The sequence below is a fragment of the Streptomyces sp. NBC_00258 genome, from assembly GCF_036182465.1.
Classification (GTDB): Bacteria; Actinomycetota; Actinomycetes; order Streptomycetales; family Streptomycetaceae; genus Streptomyces.
The window spans coordinates 9,545,467-9,566,821 of record NZ_CP108081.1 but is presented as its reverse complement, the minus strand read 5'-3'; the positions used below and the strand labels follow the sequence as shown (position 1 = coordinate 9,566,821).

General features: G+C 70.9%; 19 protein-coding genes. 4 read left to right on the top strand and 15 right to left on the bottom strand.

Annotated features, from left to right (window positions below; genetic code table 11):
• Nucleotides 1-181: 181 nt before the first annotated feature.
• Nucleotides 182-1,453, top strand: a complete 1,272-nt coding sequence (locus tag OG718_RS42560; protein WP_143636035.1) for a protein kinase domain-containing protein — start codon at nucleotides 182-184, stop codon at nucleotides 1,451-1,453.
• 76 nt (nucleotides 1,454-1,529) lie between these two features.
• On the opposite strand, the gene OG718_RS42555 is transcribed toward OG718_RS42560, so the two are convergent.
• From OG718_RS42555 to OG718_RS42510, 10 genes are all read right to left on the bottom strand, one after another.
• Nucleotides 1,530-2,348, bottom strand: a complete 819-nt coding sequence (locus tag OG718_RS42555) for a TrmH family RNA methyltransferase (RefSeq protein ID WP_143635483.1) — start codon at nucleotides 2,346-2,348, stop codon at nucleotides 1,530-1,532.
• 64 nt (nucleotides 2,349-2,412) lie between these two features.
• Entirely contained in the window at nucleotides 2,413-3,657 is a 1,245-nt protein-coding gene (cobA, locus tag OG718_RS42550) for a uroporphyrinogen-III C-methyltransferase (protein WP_143635485.1), read from the bottom strand.
• Between the two features lie 247 nt (nucleotides 3,658-3,904).
• Nucleotides 3,905-7,774 carry a nicotinate-nucleotide--dimethylbenzimidazole phosphoribosyltransferase gene (gene cobT, locus OG718_RS42545; protein WP_328846684.1) on the bottom strand — a complete coding sequence of 1,290 codons (3,870 nt, stop codon included), beginning with the start codon at nucleotides 7,772-7,774 and terminating at the stop codon, nucleotides 3,905-3,907.
• Nucleotides 7,775-8,113: 339 nt separating this feature from the next.
• The gene (gene cbiE, locus OG718_RS42540; protein WP_143635489.1) at nucleotides 8,114-9,325 is read right to left on the bottom strand and encodes a precorrin-6y C5,15-methyltransferase (decarboxylating) subunit CbiE; all 1,212 of its coding nucleotides are present in this window, start codon (nucleotides 9,323-9,325) and stop codon (nucleotides 8,114-8,116) included.
• Between the two features lie 152 nt (nucleotides 9,326-9,477).
• The gene (locus OG718_RS42535) at nucleotides 9,478-10,116 is read right to left on the bottom strand and encodes a GNAT family N-acetyltransferase (protein ID WP_143635490.1); all 639 of its coding nucleotides are present in this window, start codon (nucleotides 10,114-10,116) and stop codon (nucleotides 9,478-9,480) included.
• 132 nt (nucleotides 10,117-10,248) lie between these two features.
• The gene (locus OG718_RS42530) at nucleotides 10,249-11,079 is read right to left on the bottom strand and encodes a MetQ/NlpA family ABC transporter substrate-binding protein (RefSeq protein WP_328846683.1); all 831 of its coding nucleotides are present in this window, start codon (nucleotides 11,077-11,079) and stop codon (nucleotides 10,249-10,251) included.
• Between the two features lie 32 nt (nucleotides 11,080-11,111).
• Nucleotides 11,112-11,942: a MetQ/NlpA family ABC transporter substrate-binding protein gene (locus OG718_RS42525; RefSeq protein ID WP_328846682.1), complete on the bottom strand. Its 831-nt coding sequence runs from the start codon at nucleotides 11,940-11,942 to the stop codon at nucleotides 11,112-11,114.
• A 123-nt stretch (nucleotides 11,943-12,065) separates the two neighbouring features.
• The gene (locus tag OG718_RS42520) at nucleotides 12,066-12,791 is read right to left on the bottom strand and encodes a methionine ABC transporter permease (protein WP_143635495.1); all 726 of its coding nucleotides are present in this window, start codon (nucleotides 12,789-12,791) and stop codon (nucleotides 12,066-12,068) included.
• On the bottom strand, nucleotides 12,788-13,822 hold the full coding sequence (locus OG718_RS42515) for a methionine ABC transporter ATP-binding protein (protein ID WP_189839930.1): 1,035 nt from the start codon (nucleotides 13,820-13,822) through the stop codon (nucleotides 12,788-12,790). The genes OG718_RS42520 and OG718_RS42515 overlap by 4 nt, the downstream gene beginning before the upstream one ends.
• A gap of 378 nt (nucleotides 13,823-14,200) precedes the next feature.
• Nucleotides 14,201-14,848 carry an HAD family hydrolase gene (locus OG718_RS42510; protein ID WP_143635496.1) on the bottom strand — a complete coding sequence of 216 codons (648 nt, stop codon included), beginning with the start codon at nucleotides 14,846-14,848 and terminating at the stop codon, nucleotides 14,201-14,203.
• A gap of 69 nt (nucleotides 14,849-14,917) precedes the next feature.
• On the opposite strand from OG718_RS42510, the gene OG718_RS42505 reads away from it, so the two are divergent.
• Entirely contained in the window at nucleotides 14,918-15,277 is a 360-nt protein-coding gene (locus tag OG718_RS42505; protein WP_306940953.1) for a hypothetical protein, read from the top strand.
• A 1-nt stretch (nucleotide 15,278) separates the two neighbouring features.
• Nucleotides 15,279-15,701 carry a hypothetical protein gene (locus OG718_RS42500; RefSeq protein ID WP_328846681.1) on the top strand — a complete coding sequence of 141 codons (423 nt, stop codon included), beginning with the start codon at nucleotides 15,279-15,281 and terminating at the stop codon, nucleotides 15,699-15,701.
• Nucleotides 15,702-15,788: 87 nt separating this feature from the next.
• Here the strand turns inward: OG718_RS42500 and OG718_RS42495 are convergent, their stop codons facing one another.
• The 3 genes from OG718_RS42495 to OG718_RS42485 form a co-directional block, all read right to left on the bottom strand.
• A complete protein-coding gene (locus OG718_RS42495) occupies nucleotides 15,789-16,292 on the bottom strand; it encodes a GNAT family N-acetyltransferase (RefSeq protein ID WP_143635502.1) in 504 nt (167 codons plus the stop codon).
• A 46-nt stretch (nucleotides 16,293-16,338) separates the two neighbouring features.
• Nucleotides 16,339-16,845 (bottom strand): RNA polymerase sigma factor, encoded by a 507-nt coding sequence (locus tag OG718_RS42490; protein WP_328846680.1) that lies wholly within the window; start codon nucleotides 16,843-16,845, stop codon nucleotides 16,339-16,341.
• Nucleotides 16,846-16,952: 107 nt separating this feature from the next.
• Nucleotides 16,953-18,122: a glycerophosphodiester phosphodiesterase gene (locus tag OG718_RS42485; protein WP_328846679.1), complete on the bottom strand. Its 1,170-nt coding sequence runs from the start codon at nucleotides 18,120-18,122 to the stop codon at nucleotides 16,953-16,955.
• Nucleotides 18,123-18,596: 474 nt separating this feature from the next.
• Between OG718_RS42485 and OG718_RS42480 the strand changes: the two genes are divergently transcribed.
• Nucleotides 18,597-19,271 (top strand): lysophospholipid acyltransferase family protein, encoded by a 675-nt coding sequence (locus OG718_RS42480; RefSeq protein ID WP_055616518.1) that lies wholly within the window; start codon nucleotides 18,597-18,599, stop codon nucleotides 19,269-19,271.
• Nucleotides 19,272-19,376: 105 nt separating this feature from the next.
• On the opposite strand, the gene OG718_RS42475 is transcribed toward OG718_RS42480, so the two are convergent.
• Nucleotides 19,377-20,606 carry a sensor histidine kinase gene (locus tag OG718_RS42475; RefSeq protein WP_260694986.1) on the bottom strand — a complete coding sequence of 410 codons (1,230 nt, stop codon included), beginning with the start codon at nucleotides 20,604-20,606 and terminating at the stop codon, nucleotides 19,377-19,379.
• On the bottom strand, nucleotides 20,603-21,271 hold the full coding sequence (locus OG718_RS42470; protein WP_143635507.1) for a response regulator transcription factor: 669 nt from the start codon (nucleotides 21,269-21,271) through the stop codon (nucleotides 20,603-20,605). Before OG718_RS42470 ends, OG718_RS42475 begins: the two co-directional genes overlap by 4 nt.
• Nucleotides 21,272-21,355 lie beyond the last annotated feature (84 nt).

Here is a 21,355-nt window from a genome sequence, read left to right as displayed (position 1 = left end):
TCTGCGACGGATGGTTGGGGATCCGTGCAGCTCAACGCCGCCCGGCTCCCCCGTCCCCTGACCACCTTTCAAGTTTCCCACCCGGCACTGACAATCGATCGGGCCGTGAGGGCGCGGCCTCTGCGCGCACCCGGCCGCGGAAACGTAAGCTGTGGCTCGTCAAACGGACCGGGCAGCGGGGATGGACATGGCGATGATGCGCCTGAGGCGCGAGGACCCGCGTGTCGTCGGCTCGTTCAGGCTTCACCGACGGCTCGGCGCGGGCGGGATGGGCGTTGTCTATCTGGGCTCCGACCGGCGTGGCCAGCGGGTCGCGCTGAAGGTGATCCGGCCGGACCTGGCGGAGGATCAGGAGTTCCGGTCGCGGTTCGCCCGCGAGGTGTCGGCGGCGCGGCGGATCCGGGGCGGCTGCACCGCGCGGCTGGTCGCCGCGGATCTGGAAGCGGACCGGCCCTGGTTCGCGACGCAGTACGTGCCGGGCCCCTCGCTGCACGACAAGGTCAACGACGAGGGCCCGCTCTGCGCGGCCGAGGTCGCGGCCGTCGGCGCCGCCCTCTCCGAAGGGCTCGTCGCCGTGCACGAGGCCGGTGTCGTCCACCGCGACCTGAAGCCCTCGAACATCCTGCTGTCCCCGAAGGGGCCACGCATCATCGACTTCGGCATCGCCTGGGCGACCGGCGCGAGCACGCTGACGCACGTCGGTACGGCGGTGGGGTCGCCCGGGTTCCTGGCGCCCGAGCAGGTGCGGGGCGCGGCGGTCACGCCGGCCACGGACGTGTTCGCCCTCGGGGCCACGCTGGCCTACGCGGCGACCCAGGACTCGCCCTTCGGACACGGCAGTTCCGAAGTGATGCTCTACAGAGTCGTGCACGAGGAGGCGCAGCTGCACGGGGTGCCGGACGCGCTGGCACCTCTCGTACGGGCCTGTCTGGCGAAGGATCCCGAGGAGCGGCCCAGCACGCTGCAGTTGTCGCTCCGGCTGAAGGAGATCGCGGCCCGGGAGGCGCAGGGGATGGGCGATGCCCGGCCGCCCGCGCCCCGTACCGCCGAGGCCGACCGGCCGACCGGACGGCTGACCGAGAGCTACCCGGAGCAGCGGACGCAGCGGCGCACTCAGGGCACGTCCTCGCCTCGCGGGAACGGCAGCCCGTCGCGGTCGGGGGCTCGTCCGGCACCCTCGCGGTCCGGTACGGGTAGTCGGTCCGGGCCGCCCCGGAGTGGGGCGGGACGTTCTGGGCCGCGGACCACCGGGACCGGGCGGCGGCCTGCCAATCCGCGGTTGTTGCGGCAGCGGCTGTTCGTGTTCGTGGTGGTTACGTTGCTCGTGGCGTTGGGGATTGCGGCCGCGCAGGGATGCCAAGGGCCTGCCCGAGGGCTTGATCGTGGGGGCCCGGGCGGGGATGTGCGGCAGGCGCAGGAGTACGGACAGAGCGGGGTTCAGCTCGGCGGGTGAGCGTTTTTTGCCGGCTGCGGGTGCGTTGTGGCTGGTCGCGCAGTTCCCCGCGCCCCTTGCGGGGCCGTAGGCCCCTCTAACTCTGTGGTCTGCCCGTTGCCACCGCGTAGAACGCGACCGCTGCCGCCGCTCCCACGTTCAGGGAGTCGACGCCGTGGGCCATCGGGATGCGGACCCATTCGTCTGCCGCCACCAGGGCCTGAGTCGACAGGCCGTCGCCCTCCGCGCCGAGCATCAGGGCCACGCGGTCCATCTTGTGGGGGGCCGCCTCGTCCAGGGACTTGGCCTTCTCGTCCGGGGTGAGGGCGAGGAGGGTGAAGCCCGCCTCGCGGACCGTTTCCAGGCCCTTGGGCCAGGTGTCCAGACGGGCGTACGGGACGGAGAAGACCGCGCCCATGGAGACCTTCACCGAGCGGCGGTAGAGCGGGTCCGCGCAGTCGGGGGACAGCAGGACCGCGTCCATGCCGAGGGCGGCGGCGCTGCGGAAGATCGCGCCGATGTTGGTGTGGTCGTTGACCGACTCCATGACGACGACCCGGCGGGCCGTCTGGAGCAGGTCGTCCGGGGTCGGCAGCGGTTTGCGCTGCATGGAGGCGAGGGCGCCTCGGTGCACGTGGTAGCCGGTGACCTGTTCGGCGAGGTCCGGGCTGACCGCGTACACCGGAGCGGGGAGCTCGTCGATGACGTCGCGCATGACGTCGACCCACTTGGCGGAGAGCAGCATCGAGCGCATCTCGTAACCGGCGTCCTTGGCCCGTCTGATGACCTTCTCGCCCTCGGCGATGAACAGGCCCTCGGCGGGTTCTCGCTTGCGGCGCAGCTCCACGTCGGTCAGGCCCGTGTAGTCGCGCAGACGGGGATCGGCTGGGTCCTCAACGGTGATGAGATCGGCCACAGGGTGATACTGCCTTGTCCTGGGTGCGGTGCCAACGGCTTGGAACGGGTTGTGTTACCCGGGGTTACTCGGATGCCCGCGAGGAGCTGTCCGGGCGCACGGTCACGACCTCGCCGATGACGATGACCGCCGGGGGCTTCACGTTCTCGGCGACTACGGTCTCGGCGACCGTGGCGAGCGTCGCGTCGACCCTGCGCTGCGCGGCGGTCGTGCCCTCCTGGACGACGGCCACGGGGGTGTCCGCCAGCTTGCCGTTGTCCATCAACGTACGGGCGATGGCGCCGATCTTGTCCACGCCCATCAGGATGACCAGGGTGCCGCGGAGCTTGGCGAGGGCTGCCCAGTCGACCAGGGAGCGTTCGTCGTCGGGGGCGATGTGACCGCTGACGACCGTGAAGTCGTGGGCGACCCCGCGGTGGGTGACCGGGATGCCCGCCGCGCCCGGAACTGAGATCGAGCTGGAGATGCCGGGGACGACCGTGCAGGCGATGCCGGCCTCGGCCAGCGCCTGGACCTCCTCCATGCCACGGCCGTAGACGTAGGGGTCGCCGCCCTTCAGACGGACGACAGCCTTGCCCTGCTTGGCGTGCTCGATCAGCGCGTTGTTGATGGCCTCCTGGGCCATGAAACGGCCGTACGGGATCTTCGCCGCGTCGATCACCTCGACGTGCGGCGGGAGTTCGGCGAGGAGGTCACGAGGGCCGAGGCGGTCGGCGATGACCACGTCCGCCTCGGCGAGGAGGCGGCGGCCGCGGACCGTGATCAGGTCCGGGTCGCCGGGGCCGCCGCCGACCAGGGCGACGCCGGGGGTGCGGGTGCGGTGGTGGGGCGCGACGAGGGTGCCGTCACGGAGGCCCTCCACGACCGCGTCCCTGATGGCCGCCGTGTGGCGGGGGTCGCGGCCCTTCGCGTTCGTCGTCAGGACGGCCACCGTGACGCCCTCGCTGTGGCCGGTCGCCGGGGTCCAGGCCGTGGCCGCGTCCGCGTCGTCCGAGCGGACGCACCACACGCGGTGTGCCTCCGCCTCGGCGGAGGCGGCGGTGTTCGCCTCGGTGTCACTGGTGGCGATCAGGGCGTACCAGGCCTCCGCGAGGTCGCCGGGCTCGTACGGGCGCCTTGTCCAGGTCAGCTCGCCCGCGTCCGCCATCGCCTCGACGGAGGGGGTGGCGGCCGGGGACACGAGGTGGATGTCCGCGCCTGCCGCGATGAGGGCCGGGAGGCGGCGTTGGGCCACCTGGCCGGCGCCGAGGACTACTACGCGGCGGCCGGTGAGGCGGAGGCCTACGGGGTAGGCGGGGTTTTCGGCCATGGCGGTTCGGCTCCTCATGCGGGTGGTGCGGGTGGGCGCGCTGCAGCCTTGGAGCGTGCCCTGACGTGCGGATTTTAAAGTGCGGGGTGGTGGGTGGCCGGGGTGGGTGGGGTTTCTTTCCCCAGGCCCACCCCTTCCCGAAACCGGGGGCTCTGCCCCCGGACCCCCGTACGTGCGGGTCCGTCGTCGGTCTGTGCCCACCCGTTCCGCCCTGCGGAACGCCTGCCCACAGACCGACGACTCGGGTCTACTTCTCGGTTACCCCGGCTGAATCGAACGTCGCCACCTCGTGCATCGCGCGTGCCGCGCTCTGGACCACCGGGAGGGCCAGGAGTGCGCCCGTGCCCTCGCCGAGGCGGAGGTCCAGGTCGACCAGGGGGCGCAGGCCCAGCTTGTTGAGGGCCGCCACGTGGCCCGGCTCGGCGCTGCGGTGGCCCGCGATGCAGGCCGCGAGGACCTCGGGGGCGATGGCCCGGGCCACCAGGGCGGCGGCGCCGGCGCTGACGCCGTCCAGGATCACCGGGGTGCGGAGGGAGGCGCCGCCCAGGAGGAGGCCCACCATCGCGGCGTGTTCCAGGCCGCCGATGGCCGCGAGGACGCCGATCGGGTCGGCCGGGTCCGGCTGGTGGAGTTCCAGGGCACGGCGTACGACCTCGGTCTTGCGGGCCAGGGTCTCGTCGTTGATGCCGGTGCCCCGGCCGGTGACCTCGGCGGGGTCGGCGCCGGTGAAGACGGAGATCAGGGCTGCCGACGCGGTGGTGTTCGCGATGCCCATCTCGCCCGTGATCAGGGCCTTGTTGCCGGCCGCCACGAGGTCACGGGCCGTCTCGACGCCCACCTCGATGGCCGCCTTGACCTCCTCGCGGGTCAGCGCGGGGCCGGTCGTCATGTCGGCCGTGCCCGCGCGGACCTTGCGAGGCAGGAGCCCCGGGGTCGCGGGCAGATCGGAGGCCACGCCCACGTCCACGACGCAGACCTCGGCGCCGACCTGGTTGGCGAAGGCGTTGCAGACCGCTCCCCCGCCGAGGATGTTGGCCACCATCTGGCCGGTGACCTCCTGCGGCCAAGGGGTGACGCCCTGGGCGTGGACGCCGTGGTCGCCCGCGAAGATCGCGACGGCCGCGGGCTCCGGGATCGGCGGCGGGCACATCCGGGAGAGACCCGAGAGCTGGGCGGAGATGATCTCCAGCATGCCGAGGGCCCCGGCCGGCTTGGTCATGCGCTTCTGGCGCTCCCACGCCTCGCCGAGCGCCTTGGCGTCCAGCGGGCGGATGTTGGAGACGGTCTCGGCGAGCAGGTCGTGCGGCTCCTCTCCGGGCAGCGCCCGACGGCCGTACGTCTCCTCGTGTACGACCCAGGAGAGCGGGCGGCGCTTGGACCAGCCCGCCTGCATCAGCTCGGGCTCCTCCGGGAACTCGTCGACGTATCCGACGCAGAGGTAGGCGACGACCTCGAGGTGATCGGGCAGGCCCAGCTCACGGACCATCTCCCGCTCGTCGAAGAAGCTGACCCAGCCCACGCCCAGGCCCTCGGCCCGGGCGGCGAGCCAGAGGTTCTCGACCGCGAGCGCGGAGGAGTACGGCGCCATCTGCGGCTGGGTGTGACGGCCGAGCGTGTGCCGGCCGCCCCGGGTCGAGTCCGCGGTGACGACGATGTTCACCGGAGTGTCGAGGATGGCCTCGATCTTCAGTTCCTTGAACTGCTTCGCGCGGCCCTTGGGCAGCGACTTGGCGTACGCCTCGCGCTGCCGCTGCGCCAGTTCGTGCATCGTGCGGCGGGTCTCCGCCGAGCGGATGACGACGAAGTCCCACGGCTGGGAGTGGCCGACGGACGGCGCCGTGTGGGCCGCCTCCAGCACCCGGAGCAGCACGTCGTGCGGGATGGGGTCGCTGCGGAAGCCGTTGCGGATGTCCCGGCGCTCGCGCATCACGCGCAGGACGGCCTCGCGCTCGGCGTCGTCGTAGCCGGGCGCGGCCGGGCCGGCGGGCTCTCTCGTCTCTGCCACGGCGGCCGTGCTCTCTTCCTGGTCGGCGGCCCTGGTGTCCAGGTCCTCCGCGTGCTGTGCGGCTACGGGCTCCGCGTCCTGATCCTGGTCCTCGACCTGAACCGGAGCCTCCGGTACGGGAGTTGCCTCGGCCTCGGGGGCCTCTTCGGGCTCCCTGGGGGTGGGCAGGGTGAGCACCTGTTCCGGCTCCTCCGCGGGCGCGGCTTCGGGCGCCGGCTGCTCGACGGGCGCGAGCTGCTCGGCGGTCGCCACGGCCGGAGCTGCCGTCTCCACGGCCGGCTCCTCGGCGGGCTGCTCGGCGGGCTGCTCGGTGAACTCCTCCGGCAGGGGCGGCACCGTCATGCCGTGCGGCGGGGTCGGAGCCAGGTGCGGGGTGGTCGGGACGGCGCCCTCGACCGGCACGAACTGGCCGACGGGCTGTTCCGCGTGGGGCTCCTCCACGGGGACGGCCGTGGCAACGGCCGCCTCTTCGTGGAACTCGTGCCCGTGGGTCGGGTCGCCGTGGGTCGCCTCGCCGTGGACCACGACCGGGTCGGGTGCCGCGACCGGGTCAGGTGCCGCGACCGGTTCGGGCGCCTCGGACTGTGCGGCGCTGTCGACCGGGGCCGCCTGCGAGGGCGTGAGGTCGACGACGCTCTCGGCAGGCACTTCGGCGGGCTCCGCGAACTGCGGGGGCTGGACGATGTCCTGAGCCTGGGCGGCCTCTTCCACGGCGGGCGCGGGTTCCGTCAACTGCGGTTGCTGCTGCGGGAACCCGGCCTGCGGACCGGTCTCGGCGAACTGGGCCGCAGGATCCTGGAACTGCTGCTCCGCCTCGTACGCGGCCTGCGGGTGCGGGTCCTGCTCCGCGTGTGCGGGCTGCACCTCGTCGGCCGCCTGCGGAGGCTGGTACGCCTCGGGCGTGTGCAGGCCCGCGTCGTCCGACGGCTGCGGGACGTACGCGGCGACGGGCGCCACCGGGAACGGCGTGGGCTGCGGGAACTGGGCGAGGTCCGGGGTGTGCGCGAACTCCGGAGCCGTCTGGGCGGCCTCGTGGGTCTGGGGTGTCTCCGGAGCCTGCGGGAAGAGCGAACCGTCCGCGAGCAGAGGGGCCTGCGCGTAGTCCTGGACCTGGACCGCTTCCGGAGCCTGCGCGTAGTCCTGGACCAGAACCGTTTCCGGGGCCTGGGCGACGGCCTCCGGTGCCTGGGCCGCTTCGGGAGCCTGCACCGACTCGGGACCCGGCAGCGCTTCCGGCTGCTGAGGAACGTAGGCGGGATCCGGAGTCGGCTCGGCCTCCGGAGCGTCGGCGACGGGCTGGACGGGAGCGGGCCCGGCCTCGGGGACCTCGGCGGCGCTCGGGTCCTGGTGCACCTGCTGTACCTGCTCCGCCTGGGCCGACTCGGGGGCGGGCGCCTCGGCGGGAGGCTGTGCGGCGGGAATTCCCTCGCCCCCGGCGAGCGGCACCCCCCCGGCGTCGGGGGTGTGCGCGGCCTCCGCTACCGGCGCGGTGCCATCGTCCGGCATACCACCGGCGTGCGCTCCCCCACCTTCGGGGAAGACCGTTTCTGCAGCCTCGACCTCGGAGTCGACCTGTGCCACCGGCGGCGCGACCTGTACCTGGGCCTGCGCGCCCCAGGGAGCCGCGCCCTGCAGCGCGATCTCGTCCCGCGGCACGTCGAGGTACTCGGGACCGACCGTGGGCGGACCGGCCTGTCGTACGGGAACGGCGTGGGCGGGTGCTCCCGCCGGGCCGCGGTCGGCGAGGGAACGCACCGGGCTGCCGGCGCCGTCCGGGGTGGGCGGGCCGAGGTGCAGCGGGCGGCGGGCGACGGGCGGCTGCGGAGCGGGCGAGGACATCCGGACGGCGCTGAGGTCGACCGAGCCGCTGTCCCGGCCCGCCGTCTCGTGCGGTCCCGGCTCGTGGACGGTCTCGACGACCGGCACCGGGGCCGGCGGGGCCACTTCGTTGCCCCACGCGCCCTGGGCGCCCGGCAGCAGCAACAGGTCTTCGTCTTCGGCGGTGGAGTCGGAGAGGTAGGTGTACGCGCCGGGGGCGGGGACGCCCGGCTGCTCCACCATGCCTTGGTTCTCCGGCAGTCCCTCGCCCGGGACCTGGCCGGTGTCGGTCATGCGTACCCCTCGCCCATCGGTTAGTGCTCCAACGACCTGCTCGTCCGGAGCGGCGCACCGACCGCCCGCAATGAAGTAACGAGCATGCGTGCCGGGCGGCACGAACGACCGGTCGACAAAGCCATTAACTGGCATTGTCGCGGTCGGCCCGCCACCGCGACAGGGTGATCCGCCACGGCCCGCTGTGGACTGCGCCACGTTGCGCGTCCTCCGGTTTTCCGCCGTACCACACGCATCCCAAAACAGGTGCGTTTTCCGGACATTGACCGGCGAAATACCGGACAAGCCGAGCGCAGTACAACGATCGGCCAGCCTACCGCGCGCGGTACGACAACCGGATCACAGGGAGCGATCGGGCAGGAGCCCGGTGAGCAGGAACGCGACGCTCCGTTCCTTCTCCGTCCAGGCCCGGGTGTCCAGCTCGACGGACTGCAGAAGGGCGCACTCGACCTGGTAGCCGTGCTCCGTCAGGTCCCTGCCGACGAGTTCGGCGGCGTCGCGTGTCGCGGCGTGGGTGACGATCCGCTGCGGGCGCCGGTCGGCGACGGCTGAGACCACGGCGGCGCCGCCACCCCCGACGCGAACGACGTCCGGTTCGGGCAGGTTCTCCAGGATGTGGGGCGCGGTGCCGTGGGTGATCTGGAGCTGGACGCCGAAGCGGCGGGCGGTGGCCATGGTGCGGGCGCAGGCGTTCGGGTCGCGGTCGACGGCGATGACGGCGGCGCCGCAGCGCGCGGCCTCCGTGGCGAAGGCGCCGCTGCCGGAGCCGATGTCCCACACGAGGTCGCCGACGCGCGGTCCCAGGCGGGCGAGTTGGGCGGCGCGCAGCACCTCGGTCTCGCCCTCGCCGAGATCGCCGCCGTACATCTCGTCGGGCAGGGCCCAGCCGCGCGGTCCGGTTCCCGGGTCGCGTCCGGCGATCCAGCTGCCGCCCTCGGAGGGGGCGACGGGCCCGCCCATGACGATCACGATGTTCGGGTCGCGCCAGGTGTGGTCGGCGACCTTGTCGGAGGTGAGGACCGTGACCCGTTCGCGCGCGGTGCCGAGTTCCTCGCAGATGACGAAGGTGCGGTGGACCCCGTCCAGGAGCAGGCCCAGCTCCGCGGGGCCGGCTCCGGGCGAGGTGAAGACGGCGACCTTGGTGTGAGCGCGACACACATTCACCGCGCGTCGCAGGGTGCGCCGGTGTGCGACGACCACCTGTGCGTCGTCCCAGGGCATACCGGCACGGGCGAAAGCGGTGGCCACGGACGACACGGCCGGGACGACTTCGACCTCCAGGCCGAACTCGGGGGCGCGCAGGGTGCGTACGACTCCGAAGAAGCCCGGGTCGCCGTCGGCGAGGACGACGGCCGTGCCCCGGTGGGCGGCGATGCGGCGGGCGGCGAGGGAGACGCTGCCGAGCCGGATGCGCTCGGCGGCCACGGGCACCTCGGGGAGGCCCAGGTGATGGCCCGCTCCCGCCACCAGCGTGGCGGCGCCCAGAGCCGAGCGCGCCGCGTCGGTCAGCGGCGAGCCGTCCCAGCCGATCACCGTGACCCGGTCGGCCATCGTCGTCAGTCTCCTGGAGTCTTCGCAGGTCTCGGATGGGCATGCGGCCGCCAGGCAGGCATGCGGAGCCCCGTGAGCGTACCTCGTGACTTCCGGAGGTGGGGGCGCGGGTCCGCGGCCGTCCTCCGGGCGGTGGCCGTCCGCCTACGGCGTCAGTTCCAGTCGGAGTACGAGGTGAAGCCGCCGGTGTCGGCGAGCTGCTCGGCGATGCCCTCGATGTCTTCGGGGAGCAGTCCCCACACGATGAAGTCGGTGCGCAGGGTGACCCAGCTCCCGTCCTCGGTGCGGGTGCGCGCTATACAGGCGTTGCGCAGGACGCCCTCGCTGATGCAGCCGATCTTCTGCGCGACCTGTTGCGAGGCCGTGTTGTCCGCGGCGGTGCGCAGCTCCAGGCGCTCGAACTTCTGGTCGCCGAAGAGCCATTGGGCCGTGGCGAGCGCCGCCTCGGACGCATAGCCCTCGCCGCGCGCCCAGGGGGCGACGATGTACGACAGCTCCGTGGAGCGGACATGCCAATTCGTCTTGCCCAACTGGACGATGCCGACCAGGCGTTGGGTGAGGAACTCGGTGACGGCGAGGTCGAGCCCGCGGCCGGAGGTGCGCTCACCCGGCGCGTACCGGTTGATCCAGGAGCGGGCGGAATCCTCGGTGAAGGGCTGCGGTACGGAGGTCCAGGCCACGACCTGCTCGTCGTTCATCATCTCCGTGAGGGCCGACAGGTCGTCGTCCTCGAGAGGGCGCAGCACCAACCGCTCCGTGCTGAGGGAGATGTCGGGGAAGGTGTTAGTCATGCGCCGCTCCGTAACCATCAGGGACCGTCGGGCCTGCTGAACTGCCCAGCATGCAGCATGAAAGCACCGAACTGCACCACGGGGTCGAGTCGTTGTCGACGAATCGACCCCGTGAGTGCGAGCGGAACGGCGTCAGCCGGAGGTGACCGGCAGGACCGACCCCTGGTACTTGTCCTCGATGAACTTCGTCACCTCTGGAGAGGTCAGGAGTTTCGCGAGCTTCTCGACCCGGGGGTCGTCCTCGTTGCCCTTCTTGACGGCGAGGAGATTCGCGTACGGGTTGTTCTTCACGGACTCAAGGAGGATGGCGTCCTCGGCGGGGCTGAGGCCGGCGTCCTGGGCGTAGTTGTTGTTGATGACCGCGGCGGCCACGTCGTCGAGGGAACGCGGCAGTTGGGCCGGCTCCAGCTCCTTGAACTTGAGGTTCTTCGGGTTCTTGACGATGTCCCCCGGGGACGCGGTCGTGCCGGCGCCGTCCTTGAGCGTGATGACGCCCTCGGAGGCCAGGAGCTGGAGGGCGCGGCCCTCGTTGGTGATGTCGTTCGGCACCGCGACGGTGGCTCCGTCGGCCAGCTCCGTGACGTCCTGGACCTTCTTCGAGTACACGCCCATGGGCGGCAGGTACGCCTTCACGACCGGGACCAGCTCGGTGCCCTTGGACTTGTTGAAGTCGTCCAGGTAGGGCTCGTTCTGGTACAGGTTCGCGTCGAGCGAGCCCTCCTGGAGCGCGGTGTTCGGCAGGACGTAGTCCGTGAACTCCTTGATCTCCAGGTCGAGTCCGTTCTTCGCGGCGAGGTCCTTCTTGATGTACGAGAGGACCTCGCCGGCCGGGACGGCGGTGGCCCCGACGACGAGGGGGCCGTCGGAACCGCCACCGTCCGAGCCGGACCCGGAGCCACAGGCGGTGAGCCCGAGCCCCAGGGCGAGTGCGGCCGCGGCGGCGGGAATTACGGGCTTACGCATCTGTGGTCGTCCTCGATCCTTGGAAGGGGGGCTCAGAACGACGCGACGACGGAGCCGGCGTACTTGTCCGCGATGAACTTCTTGACCTCGGGAGAGGTGAGGAGCTTGGCGAGCTTCTTGACGCGCGGGTCGTCCTCGTTGCCCTTCTTGACAGCGAGGAAGTTGCCGTACGGGTTGTCCTTGGCGGACTCCAGGACGAGGGCGTCCTCGGAGGGCTTGAGGTCGGACTCGATGGCGTAGTTGCCGTTGATCACCGCGGCGTCGACGTCGTCCAGGGAGCGCGGGGTCTGGGCCGCCTCCAGCTCCTTGAACTTGAGGTTCTTCGGGTTCTTCGCGATGTCCTTGGGGGTCGCGTCGTTGCCCGCGCCGTCCTTGAGCGTGATGATCCCGTTGGCGTCGAGGAGCTTGAGCGCCCGCGCCTCGTTGACCGTGTCGTTCGGGACGGCGACCGTCGCACCGCTCTTCAGCTCGTCGGCCTTCTTGAACTTGCTGGAGTAGAGGCCGAGCGGCTCCAAGTGGACCGTGACGACGGGCACGATGTCGGTGCCGTTCTTCTTGTTGAAGTCGTCGAGGTACGGCTGGTTCTGGAAGTAGTTGGCGCCGACGGAGCCGTCCTGGGTCGCCGTGTTCGGCAGGACGTAGTCGGTGAACTCCTTGACCTGCAGGTCGAGGCCCGCATCCTTCGCCAGGTTGTCCTTGACGTAGGTGAGGATCTCGGCGTGCGGGACCGGGCTCGCGGCGACGACCAGCGGGTCGCTCGTGTCGGCGGAGCCCGAGGCCTCTTCCGAACCGCAGGCGGTGAGACCCAGGGTGAGGGCTCCGGCGGCGAGGACGGCGGTGGTGAACTTGGCAGTGTTACGCACGAAAAGTGCCTTTCCTGAGGGTGTAGCGGCCCCGCGGAGGGTGTGCGGGGAGAACTGAGGGGAGTGAGTACTGAGGGGGGTGAGTACTGAGGGAGTGGGAGTGAGGAGCGGGGGCCGTAGGGGTCAGACGGTCTTGCTGGTCGCGGTGGCGGCCTTCAGGAGCCTGAGCCTCGGGGCGGCACCCGACTGGCCACCTCGGCGGTGCAGCCCGCGGGCGGCGAAGTCCCCGGCGAACTGGATGAGGGAGATGACCACGGCGAGGATGCCGACGGTGATCCACATCAGTTCGGTCTCGAAGCGCTGGTAGCCGTAGCGGATCGCGATGTCACCGAGGCCACCCGCGCCGACCGTGCCCGCCATCGCCGAGTAGCCGATGAGCGCCACGATCGTCGTGGTGGTGCTGGAGATCAGCGACGGCAGCGACTCGGGGACGAGCACCTTGCGGACGACGGTCCAGGTGTTGCCGCCCATCGACTGCACGGCCTCCACGAGCCCGCCGTCCACCTCGCGGACCGCCGTCTCGACGAGGCGCGCGAAGAAGGGGATGGCGCCGATCGCGAGCGGCACGATGGCGGCCTCCCGGCCGATGGTCGTGCCGGTGATCGAGCGGGTGAAGCCCATCAGCGCGACCATCAGGATGATGAACGGCATCGAGCGGGCGACGTTCACGACCTGCCCGATGACCTTGTTCAGCACGGTGTTCTGCAGCAGGCCGCCCCGGTCCGTGAGGACCAGCAGGACGCCCAGCGGCAGACCGCCGACGACGGCGATGAGCGTCGACCAGCCGACCATGTAGAGGGTGTCCCAACAGGCCTGCTCCAGCAGCGGCTGCATCTCCGACCAGGTCACTTGGCACCTTCCTTCACCAGCACGGGCGCCTGGCCCTGGACATCGATCTGCAGACCCTGCTCGCGCAGGAAGCCGATCGGCACGACGTTCTCCTCGTAGCGGCCGGGCAGTTCGATGCGCATCCGGCCGACCTGCTTGCCGCCGACGGTGTCCATCGCGGCGCCCAGGATCGAGATGTCGATGTTGTACGTGCGCGAGAGCTGCGAGATGACCGGCTGGGTCGCGGCATCGCCGTGGAAGGTGACGTCGATGACCGTGCGGTCGTCGGCGGAGGCGTCACCGCTCACCGGGAAGAGCGCGGCGGCCAGCTCGGAGCCGGGGGTGGCCAGCAGCTCGCTGACGGTGCCGGACTCGACGATCTTGCCGTTCTCCATGAGGGCGGCCGAGTCGCAGATGCTCTTGACGACGTCCATCTCGTGCGTGATGAGCAGGACGGTCAGGCCCAGCTGCCGGTTCAGGTCGCGCAGCAACTGGAGGATGGAGCGGGTGGTCTCGGGGTCCAGCGCGCTGGTCGCCTCGTCGGAGAGGAGCACCTTCGGATCGCCGGCCAGGGCGCGGGCGATGCCGACGCGCTGCTTCTGGCCGCCGGAGAGCTGGGCCGGGTAGGACTTGGCCTTGTCGGACAGGCCGACCAGATCCAGCAGTTCCAGCGCCTTGCGGGAACGTTCCTTCCCAGACACGCCAAGGATTTCCAGCGGCAGCTCGACGTTGTCCTGGACCGTCCGCGAGGACAGCAGGTTGAAGTGCTGGAAGACCATGCCGATGTGGCTGCGTGCCTTGCGCAGTTCCCGGCCCGCGCGCGGGCCGCGCCCGGCGAGGGCCGTGAGGTCCTGTCCGGCGACGGTCACCGTGCCGGCGGTGGGGCGCTCCAGGAGGTTGACGCAGCGGATGAGGGAGGACTTGCCGGCGCCGGACTGTCCGATGACGCCGTACACCTCGCCTTCGCGGACGTGCAGATCGACGCCGTCCAGGGCGGTGACCTCACGGCCGCGCGAGCGGTAGACCTTCTTCAGGCCTGTTGTCGTGATCACTGGGGTTTCCGTCACTGTCGAGTGCAGGGCGTGGGTGTGCGCCGGGCACGGGTGCATTCGGTCCGAACGCGGCACGGTCGTTCTCGCGGTGGCGATGAAAGCCGGGCTTCGGCAGAACTGTGTGCGCGGGGCAGGCTCAGGCGCGTACGAAAAGGTCGTACGGGCAGACCTGAGCGGTCTCGCTTCGGGGCGCGAGGCTCTGGGTGGTGCGGGGGCCCTCTAGAAGGCGCACATTCGACACATACAGCGAGCACCGGGCGTCATGGTCGCCTCGGTCGCAAGGATGCGGCTGCTCGTCGTGGTCATGAGAAAAGTAAAGCAGACGTATGCGCGGGACCGGGAACCGCTGTCCGCATCGCGGACAGCGGTGGACTCCCCTCAGCCGCCGACGGAGATCTCCACTCCCCCGTCCGTGACCAGCGCCGACACGGCCGAGAGGTCACCGACGACGATGTCCGCGTCCAGCTCGGCGGCCTGGTGTGTTGTGGTCAATGCCACGGTGGTCATCCCGGCGGAGCGGCCGGCCTGCAGACCCGCGGGCGCGTCCTCGAAGACGACGCAGCGGGCCGGGTCCACGCCGAGCCGGCGGGCGGCGAGCAGGAACGGCTCGGGGTCGGGCTTTCCGCGCGTGATGTCGTCGGCGGCGATCAGGGTCTTGGGCCGGATACCGGCCTCGTCGAGGCGTGCCTCGGCCAGCCGCCGGGTGGCGGAGGTGACGACGGCCCAGCGGTCGGCGGGCACGGAGTCGAGGAGCGCCCTGGTCCCCGGAAGGAGATGGACACCGCCCTCGACGTCCTCGACCTCCAGCTGCTCGATGCGCACGACGGCCTCGGGGACCCGGTCGGCGGGCAGCAGGTCGGCGGCTATCTCGGCGGCGGGGCGGCCGTGCAGCTCGACCCGGGCGAACTCCTCGGCGGTGATCCCGTACTCCTCGGCCCAGCGGGTCCAGCAGCGGTACACCGACTCCAGGGACGAGACGAGCGTTCCGTCGTTGTCGAACAGCAGGGCATCGGCTTGGATCTTCATGCCCTCGACCCTACGGGGCACCCCGGGGGCGATCGCATCGGGCCTTTTGGCCCGTAATAGGGTCGCGGCATGCTTGATGCCCTGACGGTCGCGACCGCCGTCGCCGCGCTCGCGCTCGCCGCCTGGTGCGGCTGGGCCGCCTACCGCGACCAGCCGACCAAGGACTGGCACTTCATCGGCATGGCCGTGGTGACGCTGCTCGCCCTCGTCCAGCTCGTGGTCGGCGTCGTCCAGCTGGCCCGCGGCGAGAAGCCGGAGCAGGGCACGACGATCTTCGTGTCGTATCTGATCGGTTCCTTCGCGTGCATCCCGGCGGCCGGCTTCATGTCGCTGGCGGAGCGCACCCGCTGGGGTTCGATCACGGTCGCGGCCGGCGGTGTGGTCCTCGCCGTGCTCCAGGTGCGGCTCTACGACATCTGGGGAGGCTGAGATGACGGCGACCGACAAGCAGCCGGAGCGGACGCGGCTCATCGGCGGTCCGGGCATGCTGCTGGTCTGGCTGTACGGCGTGATGGTCGTCGGCGCCGTGTCGCGCTCCGCCGTGCAGATCGCGACGGAGTTCGACAATGCGCCGCTCGCCTATTTGCTGTCCGCGGTGGCCGGGCTCGTCTACGGCTTCATCACGTACTCGCTCGTGCGCGGCGGCGAAACGGCCCGCAAGGCGGCGCTGGTGTGCTGCGCCGCCGAACTCGCGGGCGTCCTGACCGTGGGCACCTGGACCCTGACCGACCCCTCCGCCTTCCCCGACGCCACGGTCTGGTCGGACTACGGCATGGGATACCTCTTCATCCCGGTCCTGCTCCCGGTGACGGCGATGTTCTGGCTCCGCCGCAGCAGGGCCGCCACTTCGTAGGCGTACGTCAGGTCCGGCGCGCCCCGTTTTCAGGGGCGCGGGGAACTGCGCGACCAGCCACAACGAACCGGCAGACGAAGAACAGCGCTACGCGCTGGCAACAAATGCACTGGTCGAAGACCCCTTCGCAAGGGTCACCAGACTCAGCCGCTCGTCCACCCGCTCCGTGGACACCTGCTGATACCCATGCTTCCGGTACAACCGCAGATTGTGCTCACTGCGATGTCCCGTGAAGAGCTGGAAACTCTTCGCCCCACCGTGCTCGGCCAGCCGGGACTCGATCGCGTCGAGCAACCGCCCGCCCAGCCCGTGCCGCTGCATCCGGGGATGGACGATCAACTTGTTGATGCGGGCCGTGCCATCCGCATCCACAGCCGCACGCACCGAGGCCACCACCTCGCCACCCAGCCGGGCCACCAGGACCGTGCCGCCCGCGAGCTCCGCCTTGAGGGAGTCGAGGGGCTGGGTGAGGGGCTCGATGCTGTAGTCGCCGTACAGCTCGGCCTCGCTCTGGTAGCAGAGGAACTGCAGTTTGAGGATCTGTTCGGCGTCCTGTTCGGTCGCCGCCGAGATGGTCACGCTCATGCCCATGTGTGCATGCCTCCCGCTCACCTGTTCCGCCGGTTGTCCCTCACTCCTATCCCCGTGGTTCGTGCGCCGCAACCTCCGACGTAAGCATTCGGCGCAGACAACCCAGGCATCTGGAACGTTCCGGACCGAGACTGCCCTGTGAGATACCCAACTCCCCCGCGATCTCCCGGTATGTGAGGTCCTGCGGGGACAGCAGCGCGGCCATGAGCCGCGGACAGCGGCCCGGCAGCTTGCGTACGGCGGAGTGCAGGGCCCGGCGCCGGGCGGCGGTGAGCGCGAGCTGTTCCGGGCCCGGTCCACTGTCGTCGGCGGGCTCGGATACGTACGGCAGTTCGATGCTCGCGGTGCGCCGGGTGCGGCGGGCCTCGGAGCGGACGGCGCCGCGCAGCCAGGCGGCCGGGTCTGCGGGCGGGCCGTCCGTGCCGAGGTGCTCCAGGAGGCGCACCCAGACGGCCTGTTCCAGGTCGCCGGGCTCCGCGCCCGAGGCATATGCCTCCGCGGAGGCCTCGGCGGCGAGCAGTGGACGCAGCGTGTCAAGCATGTCGTGGGTCATATGCGGCACGACGCGGCCGCCCCGGCACGAGGTTGCCGGGGCGGCCGTCTGTCACCCCAACCGGGGCCGGGGGCTCAGCTGTTGACGGGCGCGGTGCCTGCCGGGACTCAGCGCTTCAGGAAGTCCTCGCGGGCGAGGACACCGGTGTCGGGGTTGTCGGTGAAGACCCCGTCGATGCCGGTCGCGAAGTAGGTACGGAAGGCGCCGAAGGCGTCTCCGTAGCCGTCCGCGTCGGTGCCCTTGCGGAAGTTCGCGGGCAGGAAGGGGTTCTCGTTGCGCATCGTGTACGGGTGCAGGATCAGGCCCTCGGCGTGCGCGTCCCGGACCAGGGTGGTCGGGGTGGTGAGGTTGCCGCTCGCGTCCTTCAGGATGATCAGGTCGAGGGTCGGACCGATGCCCTGCGCGTAGGAGGCGATCTGCTTCAGGCCCGCGGGCTTGACCAGGTCGGCGACCGTACGCGGGTCGCCCGTCTCCACGAAGTCCCAGGGACGGGTGTTGGCGGCGGACAGGAGCACGACCAGGGGGTTGCCGACCAGCTTGTTCAGACGCTGGATGCTGGTCGGTTCGAAGGACTGGAGGATGACCGGCGAGTTCTTCTTGTCCAGGCCGTGCCTGCGCAGCACCTTGGCGACCCGCTCCTCCAGGCCGAGGCCCAGCTTGCGGAAGTAGGTGGGGTGCTTGAGCTCGGGGTAGATCCAGACCTGCTTGCCGCGCTTGCGGCTCTGCTCCTCGCGCCAGCGCAGCACCTCCTCGAAGGCGGGGATCTCCCAGCGGCCGTCGTAGAGGGTGTTGTGCGGGCGGTTGGCCGGGATGCGCTCCTTGGCGCGCAGCGTCTTCAGCTCGGCGAGCGTGAAGTCCTCGGTGAACCAGCCGGTGGTGGACACCCCGTCGAGGAGCTTGGTGGTCTTGCGGCTCGCGAACTCGGGGTGCGCGGAGACGTCCGTCGTACCGCCGATCTCCGGCTCGTGGCGGCAGACGAGGTGGCCGTCCTTGGTGGGCACCAGGTCGCCCGCCTCGATGACGTGCGCGCCCATGTCGAGGGCCAGCTGGTACGAGCCGAGCGTGTGCTCCGGCCGGTAGCCGCTGGCCCCGCGGTGCCCGATGATCGTCGGCTTCGGCAGGCTCTTGTAGCCACCGCCGCCGTGCTTCTCGTCGGCTCTCGCCGTGGCCGGCACGCCGAGGACCGCTCCGCCGGCGCCGAGGACCGCGGCCCCGAGCAGCGCGCGCCGTCCCGGGCCGGTCCCGTTCAGTCCCTCGTTCGACTCCTGCGTCCCCATGTGCGCTCCTCCGCATACTGCCCTGCACCTGTCAAAGCGGGACGATCGTAGGTGCGCGGGGGTGACGGAGGGGAGACCTTGGACGGAACACGCGGGTGACGCTGGATGTCTTGTGGGGTCCGCGAGTTGGCCGGGGGTCGGTGGGGACGTCCTGGACCGACTTGTCCTCGGACGCCGGACCCGCTGGGTGGGTGGAGGCGGCCCGGGTGGGTACCCGCGACTCGTAAGGGCGCGGGGAACCGCGCCCGCCGGCCCCACCCATCACGCACCCGGCCTCCCAAAAGGCCTAACAGGTGCGTACTTCGTCACACCGTGTCGTACGGATGACAGCCGTGCGACAGGGCGCCACCGCAGGTAAACAAGGGTCAACAGTGCGTATCCACTCGGTGAACCCGATGTGCAAGACCCGGGGGGCCGCGAGTATCGTCCTCACCTGCACAGACTTATACCGATCCCTTGACACCGGAGGGCACGTTGTCCCGCTTCGCGCTCATCAAGGCAGTGCTCGGACCGATCATGCGCCTGATGTTCCGCCCACGGGTGGAGGGTGCGGAGCGCATCCCGGGCACGGGCCCGGTCATCCTGGCCGGCAACCACCTCACGTTCATCGACTCGATGATCATGCCGCTCTTCTGCGACCGGCAGGTCTTCTTCATCGGCAAGGACGAGTACGTCACCGGGAAGGGCATCAAGGGCCGGCTCATGGCCTGGTTCTTCACGGGCTGCGGCATGATCCCGGTCGACCGTGACGGCGGCCGCGGCGGTGTCGCGGCGCTGATGACCGGCCGTCGTGTGCTGGAGGAGGGCAAGGTCTTCAGCATCTACCCCGAGGGCACCCGCTCCCCCGACGGCCGGCTCTACCGGGGCCGCACCGGCATCGCCCGGCTGGCCATGATGACCGGCGCGCCCGTCGTCCCGTTCGCCATCATCGGCACGGACAAGATCCAGCCCGGCGGTGCGGGGTTTCCGCGGCCGGGCCGCGTCACTGTCCGGTTCGGTGAGGCGATGGAGTTCTCCCGGTACGAGGGAATGGACCGGGACCGGTATGTGCTGCGGGCCGTGACGGACTCGGTGATGGCTGAGGTCATGCGGTTGTCGGGGCAGGAGTATGTGGACATGTACGCCACGAAGGCCAAGGAAGCGGCTTAGCTCCGCTGGTTGGGCGGGGGCTCCGGGGGTGGGGCTTCCGGTTGGTGGTGCGCTGCGGGTTCGTTGTGGCTTGTCGCGCAGTTCCCCGCGCCCCTTGGGGGCGCCTCAGCTGGGCTGTTCGTCCGGTGGGGCGGTGTTGGTGTGGTCGGCTCCCGGGGACGGGAACCAGAGGACGAAGGTCGAGCCCTCGCCGACTCTTGAGAAGAGGCGGATCTGGCCGCCGTGGGACTCGACTATCTGGCGGACGATCGCCAGGCCCAGGCCCGCGTGACGGTCGTGGCCGCCGCCGTTGCCCCTCGCACGCCAGAAGCGGTCGAAGACCCGGGTCTGGTCGTCGTCGAGGATGCCGGGGCCCTCGTCCTGGACCGAAGCCCAGAGCCAGCCGTCCGTCCGGCCCGCGGCGACCGTGATGCCGGTGCCGGGCGGTGAGAGTCGTACGGCGTTGGAGAGCAGGTTGCCCACCGCTCTGCGCAGCGCGTCGTGGTCGCCGATGACCGTCAGGCCCGTGGTGAGACGCCGGTGCAGTACGAGCCCGCGCTCGGCGGCGAGCGGCGCGAACTCCTCGCAGGCCTCACCCGCGGCCGCCGCCAGATCGACGTCCGCGTCGGCCAGCGCGGGTGCCGTACGGCGTGCGGTGGCCAGCAGGTCCTCGACCAGGCGGGTCATGCGGGTCGTCGCGCGGTCCACACTTCGGACGGCCGCCCTGCGCTCGGCCTCCTCGGACTCCTCCGCCGTCAGCACCGCGTCCAGGTTGGCCCGGATGATCGCGAGCGGGCTGCGCAGTTCGTGGGAGGCGTCGTCGATGAGCTGGCGCTGGGCGCGGAAGGCCTCGTCGAGGCGGTCGAGCATGGAGTCGACGGTGTCGGCGAGGTCGCGGAGTTCGTCCTTGGGTCCGTCGAGGCGGATGCGCTGCGAGAGGTCGGTGGCCTGGATCTCGGCGGCCGTACGAGAGATGGCGCGTACGGGGCGCAGGGCGCGGCCGGAGAGGATCCAGCCGATGGCGAGGCTGGTGACGGCGAGTCCGCCGAGTACGGCGAAGGAGAAGCGGCGGAGGTTGGCGAGGGTCTCGTAGTTGACGGCGGCCTCGACCTCCTGGACCTTCACCACCGGGATCTCGCCGACGTACTCGTCGTTCACGTACTTCGACGCCGAGAACTGCTTGCTGACGGGGTGCGCCTCGCCGCTGCGCTCGACCGCGAGGTACGTCCCGCCGAGGACGAGTGCGGTGAGGACGAAGAGGAGGCCGGAGTAGAGGACGGTGAGACGGAAGCGGATGGTGTGGGTGAACGCCGGGAGGCGGAGCCTGCCCCTGACGATCCGCAGCGCGCCGATCATCGTGTCTCCTTGAGGCGGTATCCCTGCCTGATCACCGTCTCGATGAGTGGTTCCTCTTCTCCGGTGATCTTCCGGCGCAGCGAACCGACCGTGACCCGCACGGTGTTGGTGAACGGGTCGGCGTGTTCGTCCCAGACGTGTTCGAGGAGTTCCTCGGCCGGTACGACACGTCCCGGGCGGGTCATCAGGTAGTGCAGGACGCCGAACTCCTTGGGCGTGAGCTGGAGCGGGCGGGCGCCCCGGAAGGCCTCGAACCGGGCGGTGTCCAGGCGGAGCTCGCCGACCTCGACGACCGCGGTTCCGCCGTCCTCGCGGCGGAGCAACGCCCTTATCCGGGCCAGGAGTTCGGGCAGCGCGAACGGCTTCACCAGGTAGTCGTCGGCGCCCTCGTCGAGGCCACGGACCCGGTCGGCGAGACGGTCGCGGGCGGTGAGCATCAGGATGCGGGGACCGCCGGGCGTGGCCCGTGCGGCACGGCAGACCGAGAAGCCGTCGCCGTCGGGCAGGTTGAGGTCCAGCAGCACCAGGTCGTAGTCGTTGACGGCCAGCTTCTCCGTGGCCGTGTCGACGTCGGGCGCGATGTCGACCGCGTAACCGGCCCGCACCAGCCCGACCTTGAGCGCAACGACGAGGTCTTCCTCGTCCTCGACGACCAGCAGTCTCATATGCCCCACCCGCCTCTTGCCGCTGTATGTGCCGTGCCCCCGTCAGGGGCGCGGGGAACTGCGCGACCGGCCACAACGGGCCCG

Excerpts from the sequence above, each read along its gene's own strand:
- OG718_RS42505 (WP_306940953.1), top strand. The coding sequence starts at position 14,918 with ATGCTTGATGCCCTGACGGTCGCGACCGCCGTCGCCGCGCTCGCGCTC.
- OG718_RS42485 (WP_328846679.1), bottom strand. The coding sequence starts at position 18,122 with ATGGGGACGCAGGAGTCGAACGAGGGACTGAACGGGACCGGCCCGGGA.
- cbiE (WP_143635489.1), bottom strand. The coding sequence starts at position 9,325 with ATGGCCGACCGGGTCACGGTGATCGGCTGGGACGGCTCGCCGCTGACC.
- OG718_RS42535 (WP_143635490.1), bottom strand. The coding sequence starts at position 10,116 with ATGACTAACACCTTCCCCGACATCTCCCTCAGCACGGAGCGGTTGGTG.
- cobT (WP_328846684.1), bottom strand. The coding sequence starts at position 7,774 with ATGACCGACACCGGCCAGGTCCCGGGCGAGGGACTGCCGGAGAACCAA.
- cobA (WP_143635485.1), bottom strand. The coding sequence starts at position 3,657 with ATGGCCGAAAACCCCGCCTACCCCGTAGGCCTCCGCCTCACCGGCCGC.
- OG718_RS42500 (WP_328846681.1), top strand. The coding sequence starts at position 15,279 with ATGACGGCGACCGACAAGCAGCCGGAGCGGACGCGGCTCATCGGCGGT.
- OG718_RS42530 (WP_328846683.1), bottom strand. The coding sequence starts at position 11,079 with ATGCGTAAGCCCGTAATTCCCGCCGCCGCGGCCGCACTCGCCCTGGGG.
- OG718_RS42560 (WP_143636035.1), top strand. The coding sequence starts at position 182 with ATGGACATGGCGATGATGCGCCTGAGGCGCGAGGACCCGCGTGTCGTC.
- OG718_RS42495 (WP_143635502.1), bottom strand. The coding sequence starts at position 16,292 with ATGGGCATGAGCGTGACCATCTCGGCGGCGACCGAACAGGACGCCGAA.
- OG718_RS42490 (WP_328846680.1), bottom strand. The coding sequence starts at position 16,845 with ATGACCCACGACATGCTTGACACGCTGCGTCCACTGCTCGCCGCCGAG.
- OG718_RS42510 (WP_143635496.1), bottom strand. The coding sequence starts at position 14,848 with ATGAAGATCCAAGCCGATGCCCTGCTGTTCGACAACGACGGAACGCTC.
- OG718_RS42470 (WP_143635507.1), bottom strand. The coding sequence starts at position 21,271 with ATGAGACTGCTGGTCGTCGAGGACGAGGAAGACCTCGTCGTTGCGCTC.
- OG718_RS42475 (WP_260694986.1), bottom strand. The coding sequence starts at position 20,606 with ATGATCGGCGCGCTGCGGATCGTCAGGGGCAGGCTCCGCCTCCCGGCG.